Annotated in this window: 18 protein-coding genes; 8 read left to right on the top strand and 10 right to left on the bottom strand. The window is 19.4% G+C overall.

Annotated elements, in window-relative coordinates; genetic code table 11:
• Positions 1 to 209 precede the first annotated feature (209 nt).
• The 3 genes from rpsA to tpiA all read left to right on the top strand — a co-directional run bounded on the left by rpsA (position 210) and on the right by tpiA (position 3,103).
• Positions 210 to 1,880, top strand: a complete 1,671-nt coding sequence (rpsA, locus tag BUCICURV3402_RS01010; RefSeq protein WP_154029253.1) for a 30S ribosomal protein S1 — start codon at positions 210 to 212, stop codon at positions 1,878 to 1,880.
• An 8-nt stretch (positions 1,881 to 1,888) separates the two neighbouring features.
• Positions 1,889 to 2,224: an integration host factor subunit beta gene (gene ihfB, locus BUCICURV3402_RS01005; RefSeq protein ID WP_269471974.1), complete on the top strand. Its 336-nt coding sequence runs from the start codon at positions 1,889 to 1,891 to the stop codon at positions 2,222 to 2,224.
• A gap of 114 nt (positions 2,225 to 2,338) precedes the next feature.
• Positions 2,339 to 3,103, top strand: coding sequence for a triose-phosphate isomerase (gene tpiA, locus BUCICURV3402_RS01000; RefSeq protein ID WP_154029251.1), 765 nt, complete (start codon positions 2,339 to 2,341; stop codon positions 3,101 to 3,103).
• A gap of 173 nt (positions 3,104 to 3,276) precedes the next feature.
• Here tpiA and pfkA read toward each other — a convergent pair whose 3' ends face one another.
• From pfkA to BUCICURV3402_RS00975, 5 genes are all read right to left on the bottom strand, one after another.
• Positions 3,277 to 4,242 carry a 6-phosphofructokinase gene (gene pfkA / locus BUCICURV3402_RS00995; protein WP_154029250.1) on the bottom strand — a complete coding sequence of 322 codons (966 nt, stop codon included), beginning with the start codon at positions 4,240 to 4,242 and terminating at the stop codon, positions 3,277 to 3,279.
• Between the two features lie 215 nt (positions 4,243 to 4,457).
• Positions 4,458 to 5,150 carry a 2,3-diphosphoglycerate-dependent phosphoglycerate mutase gene (gpmA, locus tag BUCICURV3402_RS00990; protein ID WP_154029249.1) on the bottom strand — a complete coding sequence of 231 codons (693 nt, stop codon included), beginning with the start codon at positions 5,148 to 5,150 and terminating at the stop codon, positions 4,458 to 4,460.
• A gap of 275 nt (positions 5,151 to 5,425) precedes the next feature.
• Positions 5,426 to 6,622, bottom strand: coding sequence for a dihydrolipoyllysine-residue succinyltransferase (gene sucB / locus BUCICURV3402_RS00985; protein ID WP_154029248.1), 1,197 nt, complete (start codon positions 6,620 to 6,622; stop codon positions 5,426 to 5,428).
• A gap of 24 nt (positions 6,623 to 6,646) precedes the next feature.
• Complete coding sequence (locus BUCICURV3402_RS00980; protein ID WP_154029247.1) at positions 6,647 to 9,439, bottom strand: 2-oxoglutarate dehydrogenase E1 component; 2,793 nt, start codon at positions 9,437 to 9,439, stop codon at positions 6,647 to 6,649.
• A 63-nt stretch (positions 9,440 to 9,502) separates the two neighbouring features.
• On the bottom strand, positions 9,503 to 10,252 hold the full coding sequence (locus BUCICURV3402_RS00975; protein ID WP_154029246.1) for a Nif3-like dinuclear metal center hexameric protein: 750 nt from the start codon (positions 10,250 to 10,252) through the stop codon (positions 9,503 to 9,505).
• Positions 10,253 to 10,914: 662 nt separating this feature from the next.
• Here BUCICURV3402_RS00975 and fldA point away from each other — a divergent pair.
• A complete protein-coding gene (gene fldA / locus BUCICURV3402_RS00970; protein WP_154029245.1) occupies positions 10,915 to 11,442 on the top strand; it encodes a flavodoxin FldA in 528 nt (175 codons plus the stop codon).
• Positions 11,443 to 11,630: 188 nt separating this feature from the next.
• Here fldA and gap read toward each other — a convergent pair whose 3' ends face one another.
• Positions 11,631 to 12,635 carry a type I glyceraldehyde-3-phosphate dehydrogenase gene (gap, locus tag BUCICURV3402_RS00965; protein WP_232036859.1) on the bottom strand — a complete coding sequence of 335 codons (1,005 nt, stop codon included), beginning with the start codon at positions 12,633 to 12,635 and terminating at the stop codon, positions 11,631 to 11,633.
• 628 nt (positions 12,636 to 13,263) lie between these two features.
• Between gap and mfd the strand changes: the two genes are divergently transcribed.
• A complete protein-coding gene (gene mfd / locus BUCICURV3402_RS00960; protein ID WP_154029243.1) occupies positions 13,264 to 15,354 on the top strand; it encodes a transcription-repair coupling factor in 2,091 nt (696 codons plus the stop codon).
• A 171-nt stretch (positions 15,355 to 15,525) separates the two neighbouring features.
• Positions 15,526 to 16,521, top strand: coding sequence for a beta-propeller fold lactonase family protein (locus BUCICURV3402_RS00955; RefSeq protein ID WP_154029242.1), 996 nt, complete (start codon positions 15,526 to 15,528; stop codon positions 16,519 to 16,521).
• Positions 16,522 to 16,700: 179 nt separating this feature from the next.
• Here BUCICURV3402_RS00955 and glyA read toward each other — a convergent pair whose 3' ends face one another.
• From glyA to rlmN, 3 genes are all read right to left on the bottom strand, one after another.
• Positions 16,701 to 17,951, bottom strand: coding sequence for a serine hydroxymethyltransferase (gene glyA / locus BUCICURV3402_RS00950; RefSeq protein ID WP_154029241.1), 1,251 nt, complete (start codon positions 17,949 to 17,951; stop codon positions 16,701 to 16,703).
• Between the two features lie 116 nt (positions 17,952 to 18,067).
• A complete protein-coding gene (gene hisS, locus BUCICURV3402_RS00945; protein ID WP_154029240.1) occupies positions 18,068 to 19,345 on the bottom strand; it encodes a histidine--tRNA ligase in 1,278 nt (425 codons plus the stop codon).
• A gap of 69 nt (positions 19,346 to 19,414) precedes the next feature.
• Positions 19,415 to 20,497 (bottom strand): 23S rRNA (adenine(2503)-C(2))-methyltransferase RlmN, encoded by a 1,083-nt coding sequence (gene rlmN / locus BUCICURV3402_RS00940; protein WP_154029239.1) that lies wholly within the window; start codon positions 20,495 to 20,497, stop codon positions 19,415 to 19,417.
• Positions 20,498 to 20,674: 177 nt separating this feature from the next.
• Between rlmN and BUCICURV3402_RS00935 the strand changes: the two genes are divergently transcribed.
• Entirely contained in the window at positions 20,675 to 21,490 is an 816-nt protein-coding gene (locus BUCICURV3402_RS00935) for an inositol monophosphatase family protein (RefSeq protein ID WP_154029238.1), read from the top strand.
• Between the two features lie 192 nt (positions 21,491 to 21,682).
• Here BUCICURV3402_RS00935 and BUCICURV3402_RS00930 read toward each other — a convergent pair whose 3' ends face one another.
• Positions 21,683 to 22,414, bottom strand: a complete 732-nt coding sequence (locus tag BUCICURV3402_RS00930) for a pseudouridine synthase (protein ID WP_154029237.1) — start codon at positions 22,412 to 22,414, stop codon at positions 21,683 to 21,685.
• 575 nt (positions 22,415 to 22,989) lie between these two features.
• Here BUCICURV3402_RS00930 and trpD point away from each other — a divergent pair.
• The gene (gene trpD, locus BUCICURV3402_RS00925; protein ID WP_154029236.1) at positions 22,990 to 23,991 is read left to right on the top strand and encodes an anthranilate phosphoribosyltransferase; all 1,002 of its coding nucleotides are present in this window, start codon (positions 22,990 to 22,992) and stop codon (positions 23,989 to 23,991) included.
• Positions 23,992 to 23,994: the final 3 nt, after the last annotated feature.

The following is a 23,994-nucleotide window of genomic DNA, read 5'->3' as shown; positions in this document are numbered from 1 at the left end:
ATATTTTTTATATTAAAGATTTTTTATAAAAATAGTTAATTATACATTAATTAATTTTTAAATAGACAGCATATCATTACTTACATATTTTGTTATTACGCCCCATTTTAAAATATAAATGGTTTTTATTGACTATATTATTTATGTTTAATATATTGTAATATTTTAGTTTTAAACATTTATAATTTTATACTGATAGATTATTTTATATGACTATATCTTTTGCAGAGTTATTTGAAGAATCATTAAAGGAAGTAGAAACACGTCCAGGTTCTATTATTCAAGGAACTATAATATCTATAGATAATGATATAGTTTTAGTAGATGCTGGATTAAAATCAGAATCTTCTATTCCTATAGAACAATTTAAAAATTCAAAAGGAAATATAGAAGTAAAAATAGGTGATATTGTAGACGTTTCTTTAGATGCGATTGAAGATGGTTTCGGAGAAACTATTTTATCACGTGAAAAAGCAAAAAGACATGAATCATGGATAAAATTGGAACAAGCTCATAAAGAATTATTAAATGTAATTGGTATTATTAATGGAAAAGTAAAAGGTGGTTTTACTGTTGAATTAAATGAAATAAGAGCTTTTTTACCTGGATCTTTAGTAGATATTCGTCCTGTTAGAGAAACACTACACCTTGAAGGAAAAAAACTAGAATTTAAGGTTATTAAATTAGATAAAAAAAGAAATAATGTTGTTGTTTCACGAAAAGCTGTTATTGAATCAGAAAATAGTGCAGAACGTGATCAATTATTAAAAAATTTACAAGAAGATAATATTATTCAGGGAATAGTAAAAAATTTAACAGATTATGGAGCTTTTATTGATTTAGGTGGTGTAGATGGATTATTACATATCACAGATATGGCTTGGAGAAGAGTTAAACATCCAAGCGAAGTAGTCAAAATTGGAGACCAAATTAAAGTTAAAATATTAAAATTTGATGAAGAAAAAATACGAGTATCACTTGGTTTAAAACAATTAAGTATTGATCCGTGGAAAAATCTTTCTAAACGTTATCCGGAAGGAAGTAAGCATACAGGATATGTGACAAATTTAACTGATTATGGTTGTTTTGTAGAAATAGAAGAAGGAGTAGAAGGTTTAGTACATGTGTCAGAAATGGATTGGACTAATAAAAATATTCATCCATCTAAAGTAGTTGTTTCTGGAGAAAAAATAAGTGTATCTATTTTAAATATTGATGAAGAAAAAAGAAGAATTTCTTTAGGAATTAAGCAATGTAAAATTAATCCTTGGAAAAAATTTTTCGAGAATAATAAGAAAGGTTCGAAAGTAGAAGGAAAAATAAAATCAATTACTGATTTTGGAATTTTTATAGGATTAGAAGGAGGAATAGATGGTTTGGTGCATTTATCTGATTTATCTTGGTCAGTTACTGGAGAAAAAGTAGTAAAAAAATATAAGAAGGGAGAAAATATAGAAGCAATAGTTCTACAAGTAGACCCTGATAGAGAACGTATATCTTTAGGAATTAAACAATTAAAAGAAGATCCTTTTCATAAATATATTTTAAAAAATAAAAAAAATACTATAATTAATAGTTTAATTAAATCGATTGAAGAAAAAGCTATTTTGTTTAATATAGAAAAAGGAATTCAAGGTTGTTTAAAATTAATTGACATACCTTCTAATTATCGTCAAAAATATATATCACAGATTTCTATAGGAAAAAATTTATTAACACAAATTTTAGGATTTGATAAAAAAAATAGGATTATCTATTTATCTATTACAGAAGATATACATAATAAAAATATAAAAAAAAAATTATTAGAAGAAAATTCAACTGATACTAAAAAAATTGATAATACTATGACAAAAGCATTTGAAAAAGCAATAAATTAAAAAAAATTATTAAAAGATTAAAATATTTAACAGTTTTATTTAGAGGATATATGAAAAAATCAGAGTTATTTGAAAGAATTACTGAAAAAAAAAAATATATTCCAGCAAAAAATATTGAATATATCGTGAAAAATATTTTAGAATACATGTCTTTATCTTTAGAAAAAGGTAATAGAATTGAAATTAGAGGTTTTGGTAGTTTTTCTTTACATTATCGGTTCGCTAGAATGGGTAGAAATCCAAAAACAGGTGAACAAGTTTATTTAAAGGGAAAGTATGTTCCGCACTTTAAACCAGGTAAACAATTAAGAGATCGAATAAATCATATGTACAAAAATAATTAAATTTATTAAAATTCTTGTATATATTATAATATTTTTAATAAATATTTTTTATAATTTAGCAATTATTAGAGTATATTATACTCCAATAGTTGCTTGAAAAAGGTAATTAATAAAATGATTAAACCAATTATTATAGGTAACTGGAAATTAAATGGTAATAAAGTTTTTATTAGAAATTTTTTTAAACTATTGAATAAATTTTTAATTAGATATTATAAGAAATGCACGGTAATAATAACACCTCCGATTGTATATATTTACTTAATTCAAAAAATTTTTTCATCTAATGATAGAAATTTTTTTTTAGGATCTCAAAATGTTGATAATCATATTTTGGGTCCATTTACAGGAGAAATTTCTTCTTGCATGCTAAAAGACATAGGGGTTAAATATGTTATTATTGGTCATTCAGAAAGACGATTTAATCATCAAGAAAGTAATATAATTATTGCAAAAAAATTTCATACTTTAAAGGAAAAAAAATTAATTCCTATTTTATGTATAGGAGAAACACAAGAAGAAAAAATAAATAAAAAAACTAAAGAAATATGTACAAAACAAATTGATATAATATTTGATATGTGCGGCTCTTATGCATTTGATAATTCTATTATTGCCTATGAGCCTATTTGGGCAATTGGTTCTAAAAATTCAGCTAAATATAAAGATGTTCAATATATTTCTCATTTTATACGTAATTATATAAAAAGTAAAATTAATCATAAAATTAAAAATTTTTTTATTCAGTACGGAGGTTCTGTTACTAGAAAAAATGCAAAAAAATTAATTATTCAAAAAGATGTCGATGGATTTTTAATAGGAGGAGCTTCTTTAAAATTAAAAGAATTTACTAAAATTATAGAAATAGCAAATATATAATACATAATATTATGTGTATTTTATATTGAAAAATAAATGAAAAATATAATTTTTTTTATTTAAAATAAATTTTTAAAAAATAATTATTTTTAATTATTTATATAAAAATAAATTATATTTAAGCGCCGGTGTACCGGCACTTATTATACTGCTATAATTTGTAAAATAAAAATTTAATTATTACAATTTTTTATTACGTTTAATAAATTGTATTCAAAAGATTTTTTCATATTTAATAAAGCATAACTAATATCGTGATGAACAATTTTATTATTTATAATTCCAATACATTTTCCTTTTTTTCCTTCTAATAACAGTTGCACTGCATATATTCCCATTCGTGATGCTAGAATTCTGTCATATGCAATTGGAATTCCTCCTCTTTGAATATATCCAAGTATTGTTGCTCGTGTTTCTTGATTGGTTTTTTTTTGAATATATTTTGCTAATTTATTTACATCGCATATATTTTCGGTAACTGCTATAATGGCATGTTTATTTCCCTTTTTAATACTTTTTTGTATTTCCAATAATAACAATTCTTTTTTATAAGTAATTTCTGGAATAATGATGAATTCACAACCCCCAGCTATAGAGGCAGATAAAGTTAAATCTCCACAGTAACGACCCATAATTTCTATTATTGAAATTCTTTGATGTGAAGAAGTAGTATCTCTTAATTTATCAATTGCATTCACTATTGTTTCTAAAGCAGTAAAGTACCCTATAGTATAATCCGTTCCTGAAACATCATTATCTATAGTTCCTGGTATTCCAATACATGGAACACCCATTTCTGTTAAGAATTTAGCTCCTATATACGATCCATCACCACCAATAATAATTAAAACATCAATTTTTCTTTTAAAAATATTATTTATAGCTTCAAGTCTTATTTTTTCTAATTTAAATTCTGAAAATCTTGAAGAACCCAGAAATGTTCCACCTTTATTAATTAAATTAGAGACATCATTATAATATAAAGGTATCATTGTATTTTTATATAATCCTAAGAAACCATTATGAACTCCTATGACTTCTAAATTATTATTTAAAGCTGTATATACTATAGATCGAATTGCTGCGTTCATCCCGGGAGAATCACCCCCGCTTGTTAATACTCCTATTTTTTTAATCATAATAATTATATAACCTTAATTTTTATATATGTTTTAATAATATAAAAATTATTAATATTTAATAATATATGAAGAATATATTATTTACAGAAATCAAAAATATATAAAAAAATAGTTATATTTTTAATATGTCTGTTAAAATAGATCTATATAATAAGATTATTTATAATTTAAATTTTTATGTAAATTATAAAAAATTTATTTTAAAAAATATTTTATAAATAATAATATCTTATTGGTTTATTTTCACTAGAAAATTCATATATAATAGGAGAACCTGTAGAAATATCTAAATTTGTAATATCAGTATCATTAATTTTATTTAAATACTTTATTAATGCACGTAGTGAGTTACCATGTGCTATTATAATAATATTTTTATTTTTATTTAATTGCGGAATAATTTTTGATTTCCAAAAAGGAATAACTCGATTAAATGTTTTTTCTAAACTCTCAGAAGTTGGTATTTCATTTTCTTTTAATTTTTTATATTTTTGATCAGATTTTAAATTATTAAAATCTTTAATATTTAAACTTGGGGGGAAAATTTTAAAGCTACGTCTCCATAACTGTACTTGTTTTTTTCCATATTTTTTTATTGTTTCTTCTTTATTTAATCCTTCTAAGGATCCATAATTACGTTCATTTAATTTCCATGATTTATGTACTGGTATCCACATACAATTTAAATAACTTAAAATTATATAAGTAGTTTTTATAGCTCTTTGTAAGAGAGATGTAAAAGCAATATCAAAAGAAAAATTATTTTTTTTTAATAATTTTGCTGCATCTCGTGCTTCTTTTTTTCCTCTTTTAGATAATTTTATATCTTTCCATCCTGTAAATTTATTTAATTGATTCCATTTACTTTCCCCGTGTCGCATTAAAATTATTTTTTTTATATTCATAAATTACCTATGTTTTTATTATTTATAATGATTTTTACTTTTATAAATTTAATATTACATTATAGTGTATATATATATTATTAATATAATAAATATTTTATTATTTTTATAACTATATGTATATATAAATAATATAAATTAAATAATTAATAAATAGTTAATTTTTTATAAATTATTTATTTTTAATAATTCTAATTATATATATTTAATATATAGTAATATTTTTACTTTATTAAAAGCAATATATAAATTTTATAAAATTATAATATTAATATTTATATATTAATAATAATACGTGAAAAATCTTCTATAATATCTTTTATATAATTTAAAAATTGTATTGCTTGTTTTCCATCAATTAATTGATGATCATATGATAAAGCTAAATACATCATAGGTAGTATTTTAATTTTATTACATATTACTACCGGTCTATTTTTAATATGATGCATACCTAAAATTGCTACTTGCGGATAATTAATAATAGGAGTTGACATTAATGAACCAAATACACCTCCATTAGTAATAGTAAATGTACCAGATTCTAAATCTTCTAATTTTATTTTACCAGTTTGACCTAAAATAGAAAAAGATTTTATTTTTTTTTCAATTTCAAACATAGATAAAAAGTTAGTATTTTTTAAAATAGGAGTTATTAACCCTCTAGAAGTTGATACTGCAATATTTATATCATAATAATTATGATAGATAATATCAGTTCCATCAATTGATGCATTTATTTCTGGAAACTGTTTTAATGCTTGAGTAACTGCTTTGACATAAAAAGACATATAACCTAATTTAGATTCATATTTTTTTTCAAAAATATCTTTATATTTATTTCTTAATGAAATAATAGGTTTCATATTCACTTCATTAAAAGTAGTTAACATTGCTGTTTTTTGTTTTGTTAATAATAATCTTTCAGAAATTTTTTTTCTTAATGGATTCATAGAAATTCTAGTATAACTACGTTCATCGACATTTTTTTTATTAAATAATTTTTTTTGATCTATTTTTTTTTTAGATATTTTTTTATTTTTTTTGTTTATTTTCTCAATGATAAAATTTTTTTTAGTAATTTTTCCATTTATTTTAATACCTTTGATTTTCTTTTTATCTATTTCATTATATGAAATTAATCTACGCATTGTAGGTGTAAAAAAAAATTGAGAATTATTATTTTTTTTAAATTCGTTGTTTATATTAGATATATTTTTTTCTAAATTAGTTGATTGAATATATCCAAGTATTGATTTTGATTTAATTATTTGTCCAACTAATGACATTTGTGATTTTAAAATACCATTTATAGGAGATGAAATCTCTAAGATAATTTTATCTGTTTCAATTTCAGCAATCAGTTCATCTTCTTTAATATAATCTCCTATTTTTTTATGCCATTTTAACATAACTGCATTATTAACTGATTCAGGTAAATCTGGAGCTAAAATTTCGATATTTTTTTTCATAGATTTCACTTATTATTTTTTTATTTACATAGAAAATGCTGATTTTATAATTTTTATTTGTTGTATTTGGTGATTAAGGAAATTTCCTTCAGCAGTAGAAGATAATTTTGGACGACCAGAATATTTTAATTCTATATTCTTATAATGTATTAAAATATATTTTTTAAAATAAAAATAAATATATGTCCAACTACCTTGATTCATAGGTTCTTCTTGACACCATATAAAATATTTAATATTAATAAATTGACTTATAATATTATTTATTTTTAAAAAAGGAAAAGGATATAGTTGTTCAATACGTATTATTATCGAATCAATAATTTTATTTTTTTTATAAAAATCTAATAATTCATAATAAATTTTTCCTGAACAAAAAATAACACGATATATTAAATTTTTTTCTTTATTTGGTTTAGTTATTAATATTTTATGGAATTTTTCAATTAATAATTTTTTAATAGAAATAAATGTTAGTGGATTTCTTAATAATGATTTAGGAGTAAAAATAATTAAAGGTTTTTTAGATAAACTTTTTCCTTTTTTTAATAATACATGGTATATTTGAGATACTGTTGTTGGTATATATATTTTTATATTATTTTGAGCACATAATTGTAAATATCGTTCTAATCTTCCTGAAGAATGTTCCGGTCCCTGTCCTTCATAACCGTGTGGTAATAAAATTACTAATGGTGAAGAATAACCCCATTTTTGTAAACTTGAAACTATAAATTGATCAATAACAATTTGAGCTCCATTTGAAAAATCACCAAATTGTGCTTCCCATATATTTAGTAATTTACTAGATACCATAGAATAACCGTGTTCAAATGCTAAAACAGATTCTTCTGATAAAACTGAATCCCAAACATAAAATAATCCATTTAAATGATTTAAATTTTTCAAAGGAGTATATATAATATTATTTTTTTGACAAACTATAGAAATATGTCTGTGACAAAAAGTTCCTCTACTAACATCTTCTCCTGTTAATCGACAGGTAATACCATAATACATTAAAACGGCATACACTAAATTTTCTGCCATACCCCAATCCAATGGAATTTTATTATTTATCATTTGATTTCTATTATAGAAAATTTTTTTTACTTGGGGATGCATAATAAAATTATTTGGTAATTTAAATAAATATTTGACTATTTTTTTTATTTTTTTATAATCAATTATTTTAAAATTTAAATTTTTTAATGAAGTATTTTTTTTATTTAATAATATTTTATTTTTTGAATTTTTATTAGTATTTTTTAAAATATTAGATAATTTATTCATATAATTTTTATATAATTTTTTATATGAAATGTTTATATTATTTATTTTATTAATTATTTTATTAAAATATAAATAACATATACGTTTATGTTGATTAATTATATTATACATTTTTGGTTGTGTGATATACGGATCATCTACTTCATTGTGACCTAATCGTCTATAACAAATTAATTCAATAAAAACATCTTTTTTAAATAAATATCGAAATTTTAAAGCTAATTTAAGAACAAAAATTACTAGTTCTGGTTGATCAGCATTAACATGAAATATAGGAGAATTAATCATTTTAGCAATATCTGTACAGTATGTACTAGTTCTAAGATATTTTGAATTAGATGTAGTAAAAGCAATTTGATTATTTATAATAATATGTATACTTCCAAAAACATTATATGCTGGAACTTGAGACATATTTAATGTTTCTTGTATAACTCCTTGACCAATAAATGCAGCATCACCGTGTATAATTATTGGTAAAGGATTATCTTTATTTTTTGTTTTATCTATAAAAAATTTACAACAACCAATAACAACAGGAGTAATAATTTCTAAGTGAGATGGATTATCTAATAAATTAATTTCAATTTCTTTTTCTTTAAATTTAATTATTTTCTTAAATCCTAAATGATATTTTACATCACCTGTTCCGTTATGATTATTAAATGTTTTAGAATGATTTTGAAACATATTTAAAACGTTATGTTTTAAAACATTTTGCATAACATTTAATCTTCCTCGATGCGCCATACCCAAAAATATTTTCTTAGTTTTTTTTTTTATACAAAATGTTATGATTTCTTTTAAAAGGGGAATTAAAACATCACATCCTTCTAATGAAAATCTTTTACTTCCGGGAAATTTAGTATGAAGAAATTTTTCAAAAGTAGTAGATTTAATTAAATCTTTTAATATATTTTTTCTATCTATATCAGATATAGAATTTGTAAAATCATTATTTTCAATATATTTTTGTAACCATTTTTTTTCATACATATTATTAATATGCATATACTCAAATCCAATATAATTGGAATATTTTTTTTTAAAAAATAAATATATTTCTTTAAAAGAATTAATATTTTTTTTAAAAAACAAAAAATCAAAATGTATTAAGGAATTTAATTCTTCTTTTTTTATTTTATAAAATGAATATGATAATTCAGGAATGTTATTTTTTGTTTTACTTAAAATTAATGGATTTAATTGTGATATATAATGTCCAAAATTTCTATAAGCATTTATTAAATTTAATAATTTTTCTTTTGAAATTATAGAATTATTATTATATTTTAAATTACTTGAATTATATTTAATATTTTTTTTTTTTAGATCATAAAATCTTGTATTTTTATATTTAAAATTTTTTTGATCTAATAATTGATTAAATATATTTCTCCAAGAGCTATTTAACTTTTCAGAATTGGATAAAAACTTTTTATAAATATTTTCTAAAAATGATTGATTATCTGAATATAACCATCCGTTATTATTAAAGAGGGGTATTTTTTTTTTATTTTTCATATTTATTTTATTTAAATTTTTAAAAAATTAATAAATTAAAATATTAATTAATATTTAATTTTATTAAATAGGGTTATAAACATCAATAAATTTAATATTCAAATCTTTATCTTTTTTAGATAACCATTTACCTAATAAATAAATTCCTGATTTTTCTGTAGCATGGTGTCCTAATGAAAAAAAATGTATATTATTTTCTTCTGCTATATGTATTGTTTCTTCTGATACTTCTCCAGTTAAATAAGCATCAATATTTGAAGATATAGCTTGATTAAAAAAATTTTGTCCTTTTCCTGTACACCATGCTATATTATGAATATATTTTGGACCAGTTTTTCCATAATGAAATGGTTTTCTGTTTAGTTTTTTTGTAATTACCTTTTTTAATGATTCTACAGTATGTTTTTTTTTAAATTTTCCAATTGGAACATATGGAGAAATATAATCATAAATAGAAATATTCAATATTTTTCCTAATTGAGTATTATTACCTATTTTAGGATGAAGATCTAAAGGTAAATGCCAACTATATAAATTAATATTATTAGATAATAATATTTTTAATCGATTTTTATACATTCCTAAAATTTTTTTTTCTTGGTTTTTCCAAAAATAACCATGATGTACAATAACTGCATCCGCATGATATTTTACAGCCATATTTAAAAGATTTTTACAGGCAGTCACTCCAGTTACTATACGTTTAATCTCAGATGCTCCTTCTACTTGCAAGCCATTAGGTGAATAATCATTTTTATATTTATCATTATTTAATTTTTTATTAACTATTTTTTCAAGAAAGAAATTATTCATATTAAAATACTCTATATTTTTTTTATGTGTTTATATTTTTATAAAATATTTTTACTGTTTTAGTAAATTAATTTTTTTAATAAAATAAATATTTTAACCTATAAATTTTAAATTTATTGTTTTCTTATTTTAATAAATTAAATTAATTGATTATATATTTTATATAAAAAACTTTATATTTTTATTGTACAATAAAAATTTTTCGTATTTACTAAAATTATCTTACAATATATATTTTGTATTTTTTATATTTAAATTAAAATTTAATATAAAATTAAATTTATATAATTTTTTAATTTTATTAAATTGTTAATATATAATATTTAAATAAAATTTAATTTTTACTTTTTATTAAAAATAAATAACTATTCTATTATTTGAAAGAATATTTTTATTAAATAATTTTTAATTATTAATAAAATATTAAATAAATTTAAATAAAATATTTTTAAAAATTTATTATATTATAATATATAAAATATATAAACAAAATATTTTTCATTTTTTTTTATTTTTGTAAAAAAAATTCTATTTATAAAAAATAGTAATTTTTTTATAAAAAAAGATTTTTAACTATTTTTAAAAGTATTAAATTAATATTTTTAAATTATTAAAATTATTTATTTTTATAAATAAATATTTACTTATTAAAAGGTTAACTAATGAAAAAAATAGGAATTTTTTATGGAAGTGATACAGGAAATACTGAAAAAATTTCTTATATTATATATAAAAAAATAGGAATAGATAAATCTGATATATTTGATATTTCTAATACTTCATTAAAAAAAATAGAAAATTTTAATATTTTATTTTTTGGTATATCTACATGGTATTATGGTGAACTACAATGTGATTGGGAAGATTCTTTAAATATGTTAAATAAGATAAATTTAAATAATAAAATTATTGCATTATTTGGATGTGGTGATCAAGAAGATTATTCAGAATATTTTTGTGATTCAATTGGAATTATGTTCAATATTTTAAAAAAAAAAAATGTACACTTTGTTGGTGAGTGGCCAATTATAAATTATAATTTTGAATCTTCAAAAGCAAGAAAAAATAAAACACATTTTTTTGGTTTAACAATTGATGAGGATAATCAACCTCAATTAACTAAACAGCGTGTTAATAAATGGTTAAAATTAGTGTTTACAGAAATAAATAATTTATATAAAAAATTATAAAATATTTAATTTAAAACTAAAAATAATTCAATTTATTAAATTATAAAATTATTATATTAAATATTTTTTTAATATATTTTTAATATTTATTAAAAATGTCTCTTGACAGTATCAAAATGTATTCTTTTGAATACTGTCAAAAAAAAATTATTTAATAGTTTTAAATTTATAAAATAAATATGAATTTATCATGATGAAATCCACTCCGCTAAGTCTAGAACTTTATTAGAATAACCTACTTCATTATCATACCATGATATTAACTTAAAAAAATTATTATTTAGTGATAAACCAGCTTTTTCATCAAATATTGATGTTAAATGTGATCCGTTGAAATCGCTAGATACTACTTCTTCATTTGTATAACCGATAATATCTTTCATGTATGTTTCAGAAGCAAGTTTAATAATAGAACATATATCTCTGTATTTTACTTTTTTATTAACTCTTACGGTGAAATCTACTACAGATACATTAGCAACTGGCACTCTAAATGCAATTCCAGTAATTTTATTATTTAATTCAGGAAGTATTTTACCAACTGCTTTTGCTGCTCCAGTAGAAGCTGGTATGATATTTTGTAATGCACTTCTTCCACCTCTCCAATCTTTTAATGATACTCCATCTACAGTTTTTTGAGTTGCTGTTGTAGCATGTACAGTAGTCATTAATCCTTCAATAATTTCAAATTCATCATTTATAATTTTTGCTAGGGGCGCTAAACAATTTGTTGTACAAGATGCATTTGAAACAATTTTTTGTCCATTGTATTTACTAAAATTAACTCCTTTTACAAACATAGGTGTATCGTCTTTTGAAGGTCCTGTTAATACAACTTTCTTTGCTCCAGAAATTATATGTTTAAAAGCAGATTCGGTTGTTAAAAATATACCAGTTGATTCAATAACAACATCAATATTTAGAGATTTCCAATCAATGTTTTCAGGTTTTTTTTCTGAAAAGATATGAATTTTTTTATCATTTATAATTAATAAATTATCTTTTTCTTTAATAGAACCTTTAAATAAACCATGAGTTGAATCAAATTTCAACATATATGCTATATATTTTGCATCTGATAAGTCATTTATTGCAACAACTTCTATATTTGGTTTACTTTGCGCAATTCTAAAAATCATTCGACCAATACGACCAAAACCATTTATAGCAATTTTAATTTTCATATAAATTATTACCAAATAATTTTAAAGTTTATTTTTAATATAATTATTAAAGTTTTAATATTATATAAAAATATATCAAATAAATATATTATTAAGAATATTTTTATATAAATAAAAATTATTTCTTTTATTAACAGTAATTTTAATAATATAATAAAAATTAATTTGATTATAAAGAATTCAATTTTTTTATGAGAATATCTTGAATTTATTAAAAATAAATAAAATATAATTTTAAATTTAATATTATTTTTTATATTTATAAAATAAAATTTTAATAAAAAATATATTTATTAAATAAATAAATATAAAAATATTAAAATTATTAATATTTTTTATAAAACAATTTTATTTAAATAAAAATTTAATAATATATAAAGGTTAAAATATATAATAGAATTATATAAAATACAGTATTTTATGTAAATAAGAATTTATATATAATATATATAATTTATTTAACTTTTTTATAAATAAAATTATAAAAAAATTTATTATCTCACGTAAAAAATAGTATTATTTATTTAAATATAAATACTTTTAATAAAATTTATTTTATAAACATGCATTTATACAATATGTAATAACAATCATGTTATTACTTTTTATTTAAAAAATAACGGAATGTATTTCTTTAATGAAAAAAAAAATAGAAAAAAAAATAGAAAAAAATAATTTTTCTAAATTAATTTTAAAAAAAAAAATATTTCAAAAAAATCAATTAGTTATACATATAAAATATGGTATTGGAAAATATATTGGTTTATCTACTTTAAATAATAAAGGTATTATAACAGAATATTTTGTAATAATGTACGCTAATCAAGTTAAATTATATGTACCTGTAACATCTTTGAATTTAATTACTTCATATATTCATCCAAATATTTTAGATGTTTCTCTGAATACTTTAGGTAATAAAAAATGGTTAACAGAATGTAAAAAAATAAAAAAAAAGATTTATGATACAGCAGTTCAATTAATCAATACAAAATCTCATAGATCTTTAAAAAAAGGATTTTCTTTTAAAAAAAATTCTTTTAAATATAAAAATTTTTGTGATCAATGTTTATATGCAATAACTGATGATCAAAAAAAATCTGTTAAAGAAATTATCCATGATATGAAAAAACCAACTCCAATGGATCGGCTATTATGCGGAGATGTAGGTTTTGGTAAAACAGAAGTAGCTATGAGAGCAGCTTTTATAGCTTTAGATAATAATAAACAAGTTGCTTTATTAGTTCCTACTACACTATTAGCACAACAACATTATGATACTTTTAAAAATAGATTTTCTGAATATAAATATAAAATTGATACATATTCTCGTTTTACATCAAGTAAAAAAGAAAAATTAATAAAAAAAAAAATAAAACAAGGATTAATAAATATTTTAATTGGTACTCATAAAATTTTATCAAAATATTTAATTTGGAAAAATTTAGGATTACTTATTATTGATGAAGAACATCGTTTTGGTGTACATCATAAAGAAAAAATAAAAGAACTGTATATTAATATAGATGTATTAACTTTAACTGCAACTCCTATTCCCAGAACACTCAATATGTCTTGTTTAGGTATTAGGGACATGTCTATTATATCTACACCTCCAAAAAAACGTTTAAAAATAAAGACTTATGTAAATTATTTTAATCCTCAAACTATTAGAAAAGTTATTTTAAAAGAATTAAATCGAGGGGGACAAGTATATTACATATATAATATGATTAAGAATATAGAAGAAAAAAAACAATATTTATCTAGTTTAATACCAGAAGCAAAAATCCAGATTAGTCATGGAAAAATTCATAGTAATGATTTATACAAAATTATGTATGATTTTTTAAATAAAAAATTTGATATATTATTATGTACTACTATTATAGATACTGGTATTAATATTAGTAATGTAAATACTATGATTATAGAACATGCTGATAAGTTTGGATTATCACAATTACACCAGTTACGTGGTCGTATCGGTAGATCTGAAAAGCAAGCATATGCATTTTTTTTTATATCAAATAAAACAAAAATTAATAAAAAGGCAGAAAAAAGATTAAATCTTATAGAATCTTTTACAACTTTAGGATCTGGTTTTACATTATCTACGTATGATTCAGAAATTAGAGGAGTTGGTGAATTATTAGGAGAAAATCAAAGTGGTCATATAAATACTATCGGAATTAAATTATATAAAAAATTTTTAAATCAAGCTATTCATTTAATTCTAAAAAATAAAAATAAAACTCCATTTAAAGAATTAAGTTCTCAATATACTTCTGTAGATTTAAAATTAAATGTATCCGCAATTTTACCTGAAAATTATATTAATAATATTAATACTAGGTTAATGTATTATAAAAAACTTTCATGTATAAAAAAAAATAAAGAATTGAAAAAAATAAAAAATGAAATAAATAACTTATTTGGTAAATTACCAAGATATGTAAAAAATTTATTTTTATTAACAAAAATTAAAATTCTTTCTGAAAGAATTGGAATTAAAAAAATTCAATTTCATATTAAAAAAATATGTATAGTATTTTGTAAAAAAAATATTTTAAATACTAATTGGTTATATAGAGAAATTATAAAAAAACCTAAAAGATGGAAAATATTAAAAAATAAACTATATTTTTATAAATTATTTATAAATGATAAAGATTTATTAATTTGGATTAAAAATTTTTTACAGTTAATTATAGAAAAAAGAGATTAGTTATAAAAAAAATTATTTTTTTATAAAACGAAAATACATATTTAAATGGTGTTTTATTAATAAAAATGAAATAGTTATATTTATTAACTATAATTTTATTATTTTTATTTAAATGATTAAAATATTTTTAAATATAAATTTTTAATTAAAAAATATTTAACTGGAAAAAATATGAGAAAAAATATTTTTATATCATGTTCTATTAATAAACATATTGAATACTGGATATTAAAGAAAAATAATATTTTATCTAAAATAAAAATTATTTCTTCAGATGGTATACCGCAACCATTAAAATATAATAAAAAAAATAAATTATTATATGTAGGTGAAAAAGAAAATAATAAAATTATTACATATAAAATATATTCTAACAATAAAATTAATAAAATTCATGAAGTTTCTATATGTAATACACCTAATTATATTTCATTTAATCAAAATAAAAATATATTATTTTGTGCTTCATATCACGGTAATGAATTTTATGTATTTTTAATTAATCAATTCGGATATATTAAAAAAAATATTTATATTTTTAAAAAAATTTATGGTTGTCATTTTATTAAAATGCATTATAGATATAATTTAATATTTGTAACATCTTTAAAAGCAAATAAAATTTATATTTATACAATTATTTATAATAAAAAAAATAAAATTAATTTGATTTTAAAAAATATTATTTTAACTAAAAAAAACAGCGGTCCTAGACATATTACTTTTCATCCTTTAAATGATTATATGTATTCTGTTAATGAATTTAATGGAACTATTGATGTTTGGATAATTTATAATACAATATTTAAATTAAAATTGATTCAGTCGATCTCATTAATATTAAAACCTTATATAAGTATACCCTGGGCTTCAGATATTCATATTCATCCTAATGGAAAATATTTATATGCATGTGATCGTTCAAATAGTATTATTTCTTTATTTAATATTAATTGTAATACAGGTACTTTATTATACATTCATACTTACCAAACTGAATTGCAACCTCGTTCATTTAATATTAGTAAAGATGGAAGAATATTAATTGTAGTTGGAGAGATTTCTAATAATATGAGAATTTATAATATTAATTTAGATACAGGTTATCTGATTTACAGTAAAATACAATCAATAGGTAAAAATCCTTTATGGATAATAATTGAATAATTATTAATAATTATAATAAAAGTTTATTAAAAAAAAATATTATTTAATTATTTAAAACAATAAAATATATATTATATTTTTATAAATAAAATTTACATAATAAAATTATGTTACATGTTATATGTAACATAAAATATTTTTATTAAATTATTTATTTTTAAAACTAATATAAATATATTTTATATGGTGTATATTGGATTATTTTTACATATTATTTTTATTTTTTTTCGTATTTTTCTTATTTGGTTTAAATTTTCTGGATTATCTAAAATATCACATATCCAGTGAGTTATACGAATAACATCATTTATCTTAATATTACGCTTAACTATTGCTGGAGTTCCAATACGAATACCAGATGTAATAAATGGTGTTTGTGTATCATTTGGAATAGAATTTTTATTAACAATAATTCCCGCACGAGCAAGTAAATTACTTGCTTCTCTTCCTGTTATTTTTTTATTAGATAAATCAATTAATAATAAATGATTTTCCGTTTTTCTAGATATAACTAAAAAATTTTTTTTTAAAAATATTTTCACCATTATTTTAGCATAATTTAAAATATTTTTTTGTAATTTTGTAAATTTTGAACTTAAAGCTTCTTTAAATGCAATTGCTTTTGCTGCAATAACATGCATTAAAGGACCTCCTTGAGTACCAGGAAATACTGAGGAATTTAATTTTGAATATAATTCTTTATTTCCACAGTTTGATAAAATTAATCCACCTCTAGGACCTCCTAAAGTTTTATGTGTAGTAGTACTGATTACATGAGCATATTTAATTGGATTAGGATATAAACCAGAAATAATTAAACCAACAATATGTGAAATATCTACAAAAAAATAAGCATTTACTTTATCTGCAATTTTTCTCATATATTTCCAGTCACATATACCTGAATATGCTGAGAATCCACCAATAATAATTTTAGGATGATGTAAAAAAGATAAATATTTAAATTGTTTATAATCTATTTCACCAAATCTATCAACCCCGTATGAATATGATTTGTATATTTTTCCTGAAAAATTTACAGAAGATCCGTGAGTTAAGTGTCCTCCATGATTTAAATTCATTCCTAAAATAACATCATTTGGTTTTAATAATGCTTGAAAAACAGCAAAATTAGCTTGAGAACCTGAATGAGGTTGTACATTAGCATATTCTACACAAAATAATTTTTTTGCTCTATTAATAGCAATACTTTCTATTTTATCAATAATATTACATCCATCATAAAAACGATTGCCAATATATCCTTCTGCGTATTTATTTGTCAAACAAGAACCCTGAGCTTCTAATATAGAATTACTAGCATAGTTTTCTGAAGCAATTAAATTAATACATAATTCTTGTCTATTTTTTTCATCATTAATTAAATTCCAAATTTTTGGATCAAATTTTTTCATTTTTTTATTTATCATATATGTAATCTACTTATTTTAAGTAATTAAATATTAAAAATATTTAAAATTTTTTTAAAAATATTTAATTAATAGATTATTTTATATATATTAATTAATATAATTAAATATGTTTTTTATTTAAGAAATATACATGGATTTTGAAAAATACGATTAATTGATATATTTTTTTTAGTTTTATTAAAAATATTTTTAATTAATACTTTATTTATATTTAAACTATTTGAATTTAAAATTAATAAAAATTTTGATTTTATTTGTTTAGATATACTAAAAAATTTTTTCTTTTTGAAAGTTTTTAAATAGGTATTAATTTTTAGTTGAGGCCAAATTAAACGTAATTTTTGAGATATGTATATTGCAAATACAGAATATATTGATTCTAAAAAAATAATATTAATATCAATAAAAATGTTGTTGCAAGGAATAGGGTTAAATAATTTTTTTAAAATTAATAATCTGTCTATTCCAAAAGCTAAACCAATTGCTGGATTATCTTTTCCTCCCAAATATTTTATTAAAGCATCATATCTTCCTCCAGCACAAACAGTATTTTGTGCGCCTAATAAGTCTGATTTCCATTCAAATACAGTATCATTATAATAATCCAATCCTCTAACTAACTGATTATTAACAATATAATCTACTTTTGATTGATTTAATAGATCACATAATTTTTTAAAACGATTATATGAATATAAATTTAGATAATTATTTAATAATGGAGCTGATTTTAATAATTTAATTGTATTATCATTTTTACTATCTAAAATTCGAATAGGATTTATATATAATAAATTTTTTTCATATTGATTTAATTTAAATTTATTTTTTTTAAAAAATTTTTTTAAATCTAATGAAAAATTTTTTCTGTCTTCTGTCCAACCTATTGAATTAATTTCTAGTTTTAGATATTTTAATAAATTTAATTTTTTCCAAATACTTATAGTTAACATAATTATTTCATAATCAGATATAATATTTTTTAAACCAAAATATTCTACTCCTAATTGATAAAATTGTCTAAAACGTCCTTTTTGAGGTCTTTCATAACGAAACATAGGACCGTAATACCATAATTTTTGAATTTTAGAATTGTAAAATATATTATTTTGTATACAAGCTCGAATACAACTAACGGTTCCTTCAGGTCTTAAAGAAATTTTTTTTTTTTTTTTATCATAAAAGTTATACATTTCTTTATTGATTATATCTGTTTGATTTCCAATGGCTTTTTCAAATAATTCTGTTTTTTCAACGACAGGAAATCGAATTTCAAAATATGCATAATTATATAAAATTTTTTTTATCTCTTCCTCAATTATACTAAGATAGTGAGTATCACAAGGAAGAATATCATGCATACCTCTAATTGATTGATGTCTAATTCCCATATAATATAAAATATCCTTTTATTGAAATTGTTAATTTTTTTATTTTTTTAGATTTTTTTAAAAAATATTTTATTTACTAATCAATTGTCCGCAAGCAGCATTAATGTCAGATCCTCTATTTTTTCTGATAGTAACAATAAAATTTTTATTTTTTAAATAATTAGAAAAGTTAATAATTCTATTATAAGTGCTACATTTATAAAGAGAGTTTTTAATAGGATTCCAAGGAATTAAATTAATTTTACATGGTATATCTTTTAATAAACAAACTAATTCTTTAGCATGATGTAAACTATCATTAATATTTAATAACATTACATATTCTATTGTAACTATACCACGATTTGCTGTAGATTTACTTAAATAATTTTTAACGGATAACAATAATAAATTAATATTATAAACTTTATTAATAGGCATAATCATATTACGTATATGATTATTAGGTGCATGTAAAGAAATTGCTAATGAAATATCTATTTTTCCAGCTATTTTATTTATCGCAGGAACAATACCAGAAGTTGATAGTGTTACTTTATTTTTGGAAAAATTAAAACCGTATTTGCTTAATATAATATTTATCGCTATTATAACATTTTTTAAATTTAATAATGGTTCCCCCATACCCATCATAACAATATTAGTTATTGTAGGTAAAATTAAATTTTTTAATTTATACTGATTTAATTTATTTATAACAAACCATATTTGACCAATAATTTCTGATACTTGTAAATTACGAGTATATCCTAATTGACCTGTAGCACAAAATCCACATTTTAATACACAACCAACTTGAGATGAAATACATAAAGTAGCACGTTTTTTTTCTGGAATATATATTGTTTCAATAAATTCAGTATTAAATAGAAAATTCCATTTGATTGTTCCGTCTAATGATTTTATTTTTTTAACATATTTTGGTAATACTATAATAGATGTAGAATTTAATTTATTTTTTAAAGTATTACTAAAATTACTCATTTTATTAAATTTTATGCAATATTTTTTATAAATCCATTCCATCATTTGTATTGCTCTAAATTTTTTTTCTCCCATTTTTAAAAAAAAATTTGTCATTTTTGTTAAATCAAAATCAAGTAAATTAATTTTTTTTTTTTGATTTTTTTTTAAAAAAATTTCTTGTAACATTGCTATTTTCCATTTTATTTTATTAAATATTTTTTTATTTTAAAATAAAAAATAAAGTTTTTAAATTTATTAAAAATAAGTATATAATAATTATTTATTTTTATAAAGAAATCAATTTCTATAAAAATTTATATTTATAGAAATGAATAGAATAATATTATAAAAGAGAATTATTATATGAACCCAATATTAAATATTGCAATTAGAGCTATTCGAATTGGTGGAAAAATTATTACTCAAAATTATGACTCAAAAGATATAACTTATAATTCTGAAAAAAAAAAAAATTTATATTATATAAAACAAATAAAAGAAAAAACTTTTTCTACTATATATTCTATTATATATCAATCGTATCCTAAACATGCTATTATCAACATACATTCTAAAAAAAAAATTATTTTGAATAATAATCAGTGGTTAATTAATCCTTTAAACGGAACAATGAATTTTATTAAAAAAATACCTCATTTTTGTTTATCAATACTTATTAAAGAAAAAAACCAATCTTATATATCAGTAATTTATGATCCTATTAAAAATGATCTATTCACAGCTATTAAAGGACAGGGCGCTCAGTTAAACGGTGTTAGAACAAGATGTTGTGAATATAATAGTAGTATACATAATAAAATTGCTGCACTTTACTTTAAAGAAATAAATACAAATAATATGTATTTATATATGATATTAACTCAATATCTTTTAAAAGAAAAAATATCTTTAAGAAAAACAGGGTGTTCTATTTTAGATTTAGCATATCTATCTTCTGGAAAAATTAATGTTTATATTGGATTTAATGAAAAATATTTACATATTATTTTTGGAGAATTACATATTAGAGAATCAGGAGCATTAATAACTGATTTTGTTGGTGGTCATGATTATATTACTAGTAAACTACTATTAGTTGGTCAAGCTAATATTTTAAGATATATCTTAAAAAAAACACGAACATTAAGTAATGAATATTTAAAAAAAATTAGCAAATAATTAGTATATTTATACTAAATAAATATATTTTTTAGTATATTTAAAAATTAAAAATATTATTTATAATATTTAATTATTTTAAATAAAAATAAATATATAAAAAATTATATAAAAATTTAAATAATTATTATAACAAAAAGTTTATTAAATATCTTTTTTTTATATATTTCATATATAGACATATTTTATATATTATAAATTTACTGAATTAAAAATTTTTTTTTTATTATTAGCATTTAATTCTAAAAAACATCCAGATTTCAGGTTTTTTGGTAATATTATTTCACCATAACGAGTACGAATTAATCGATTAACTTTTATACCAACAGATAACCATAGTAAACGTACTTCTTTATTTTTTCCTTGTAGTAATGATACTTTAAACCATTGATTTTTTTTTTTATAATTTAAATTAATAATTTCATCAAATCTTGAAATAGAATTACCTATTCTAACTCCTTTTTTTAAAATAAAAATTTTTTTTTTTGATACTTTACCAAAAATTCTAACTAGATATTCTCGTTTAATTTTATAACTAGGATGCATTAATCTATATGCTAATTCACCATAATTTGTAAATAATAATAGGCCTGATGTATTAATATCTAATCTTCCTACACTTATCCATTTAGAATAATATAATTTAGGTAATTTATTAAAAACGGTAATTCTTTTATATGGATCTTTATTAGTGCATATTTCTCCTATTGGTTTATTGTAAATAATAATTTTTATTATATCTTTTTTTAAAATAATTTTTTTATTATTTAACAAAATATATTGAATATCTTTTTTTATAAAACGTTCTCCCAATAATACAATTTTTCCATTTACTTTAATAAGTTTATTACATATTTTTTTTTCAATATTACGACGTGAACCTAATCCAGAATTAGATAATATTTTTTGAATTTTTTCTTTCATACCATTTTCCAAATATATATTTATAATATTAAATATATAATTAATTATTTAAAAAAAAGGAATTTATAAATATATATTTTTATTATACAGAATAATTTTTAATTATATAAATATTTTTTTTATAAAAAAAATGTTATTATGTATAAATATAATTCACGATATTTATATTTATTAAAATAAATAATTTTTTAATTATTAGATTAATAATTTTTTATAGATAAAATTATTGAAAATTTTATTAAAATAAAAATATATTATATTTTTGTAATTTAATGTTTTTTATATAGATTTCACTATTTTTATAAATTATCAATATGATAATAAAATTATTATTTATATTATTTAATAAAATATTAATTTTATAAAAAAAATAAAATAATAAATATTTTTGTAATATTAATATTTTTAAAAATACAAATTTTGTTAATATAAAAATTATTTTAAATAAATTTATCTTAAATATTTATTTGTATATATAAAATACATATTATATAGTATATTTTATATCTCAACTTTTATTAAAAATAATTTTTATATTATCCTATTATATTAAAATAATTTTATATAAAAATAAAATGAAAAAAATTCTAAAAAAAATATACAACGGAGTTTGCTTAAATAAACAAGAAAGTTTTATACTATTTAATCATATTTTAAATGAAAAACTTAATAGTATACAAATATCTGCTATACTTGCTATTATGGCATCTCGAACAGAAACATATGAAGAAATTATAGGTGCAAGAAAATCAGTTATACAACACATGAAATATTTTCCAACACCTAGTTATATGATATCTGATATAGTTGGTACTGGAGGAGATCAAAAAAATAGTTTTAATATATCTACTGTTAGTGCAATTGTTGCTGCATGTTATGGTATAAAAATTGTAAAAATGTGTAATATAAATTCATCTAGTAATTCTGGATCTGCAAATTTATTACAAAAATTAAAAATAAACTTAAAAATATCATCAAATAAATCTATGAAAAGTTTAGATAAATTTAATATTTGCTTTTTATTAGCTAATTTTTATTTAAAAAGTTTTAAAAAAATATCTAAAATTCGTAGTTTATTAAAAACAAAAACAATTTTTAATATTTTAGGACCCTTGTTAAATCCTTCTAAACCTCATTTTTCATTAATAGGTGTATATAAAAAAGACTTAATGTCTATATATGCAAAAATATTGTCTAATTTAAAATATAAAAAAGCTATTATTGTAAATAGCGGGGGAATAGATGAAGCTACATTATATGATGATACTTATATAGTAGAAGTAAATAATAACAAAATTATAAAATATATTCTTTCCCCAAAAGATTTTGGTTTAAAAGAATATTCTAAAAATTTTATTTTAGATAAAAATGAAGTAGAAAATTATATAGAAACTATAAAATTATTTAAAGGAAAAGGAGAACCTGTATATGTAAAAACAGTAGCAATTAATGTAGCATTATTAATGAAAGTATTAGGATATGATAATCTATCTCAGAATACATTAAATATTTTAAATTTTATTAATACAGGTAAAATTTATAATTTTGTTCTTCAATTATCTAAATTATTTAATTAAATT

It is taken from the genome of Buchnera aphidicola (Cinara curvipes), from assembly GCF_900698915.1.
GTDB lineage: Bacteria > Pseudomonadota > Gammaproteobacteria > Enterobacterales > Enterobacteriaceae > Buchnera_F > Buchnera_F aphidicola_AY.
The sequence above is the reverse complement of the archived record's forward strand: the minus strand, read 5'-3'. Positions and strand labels throughout refer to the sequence as shown.

Bases quoted from the DNA above. Each gene is read 5' to 3' on its own strand.
- gpmA (WP_154029249.1), bottom strand. From the start codon at position 5,150: ATGAATATAAAAAAAATAATTTTAATGCGACACGGGGAAAGTAAATGG.
- BUCICURV3402_RS00935 (WP_154029238.1), top strand. From the start codon at position 20,675: ATGAACCCAATATTAAATATTGCAATTAGAGCTATTCGAATTGGTGGA.
- BUCICURV3402_RS00975 (WP_154029246.1), bottom strand. From the start codon at position 10,252: ATGAATAATTTCTTTCTTGAAAAAATAGTTAATAAAAAATTAAATAAT.
- rlmN (WP_154029239.1), bottom strand. From the start codon at position 20,497: ATGTTACAAGAAATTTTTTTAAAAAAAAATCAAAAAAAAAAAATTAAT.
- tpiA (WP_154029251.1), top strand. From the start codon at position 2,339: ATGATTAAACCAATTATTATAGGTAACTGGAAATTAAATGGTAATAAA.
- rpsA (WP_154029253.1), top strand. From the start codon at position 210: ATGACTATATCTTTTGCAGAGTTATTTGAAGAATCATTAAAGGAAGTA.
- glyA (WP_154029241.1), bottom strand. From the start codon at position 17,951: ATGATAAATAAAAAAATGAAAAAATTTGATCCAAAAATTTGGAATTTA.
- fldA (WP_154029245.1), top strand. From the start codon at position 10,915: ATGAAAAAAATAGGAATTTTTTATGGAAGTGATACAGGAAATACTGAA.
- BUCICURV3402_RS00955 (WP_154029242.1), top strand. From the start codon at position 15,526: ATGAGAAAAAATATTTTTATATCATGTTCTATTAATAAACATATTGAA.
- trpD (WP_154029236.1), top strand. From the start codon at position 22,990: ATGAAAAAAATTCTAAAAAAAATATACAACGGAGTTTGCTTAAATAAA.
- mfd (WP_154029243.1), top strand. From the start codon at position 13,264: ATGAAAAAAAAAATAGAAAAAAAAATAGAAAAAAATAATTTTTCTAAA.
- hisS (WP_154029240.1), bottom strand. From the start codon at position 19,345: ATGGGAATTAGACATCAATCAATTAGAGGTATGCATGATATTCTTCCT.
- BUCICURV3402_RS00930 (WP_154029237.1), bottom strand. From the start codon at position 22,414: ATGAAAGAAAAAATTCAAAAAATATTATCTAATTCTGGATTAGGTTCA.
- sucB (WP_154029248.1), bottom strand. From the start codon at position 6,622: ATGAAAAAAAATATCGAAATTTTAGCTCCAGATTTACCTGAATCAGTT.
- pfkA (WP_154029250.1), bottom strand. From the start codon at position 4,242: ATGATTAAAAAAATAGGAGTATTAACAAGCGGGGGTGATTCTCCCGGG.
- BUCICURV3402_RS00980 (WP_154029247.1), bottom strand. From the start codon at position 9,439: ATGAAAAATAAAAAAAAAATACCCCTCTTTAATAATAACGGATGGTTA.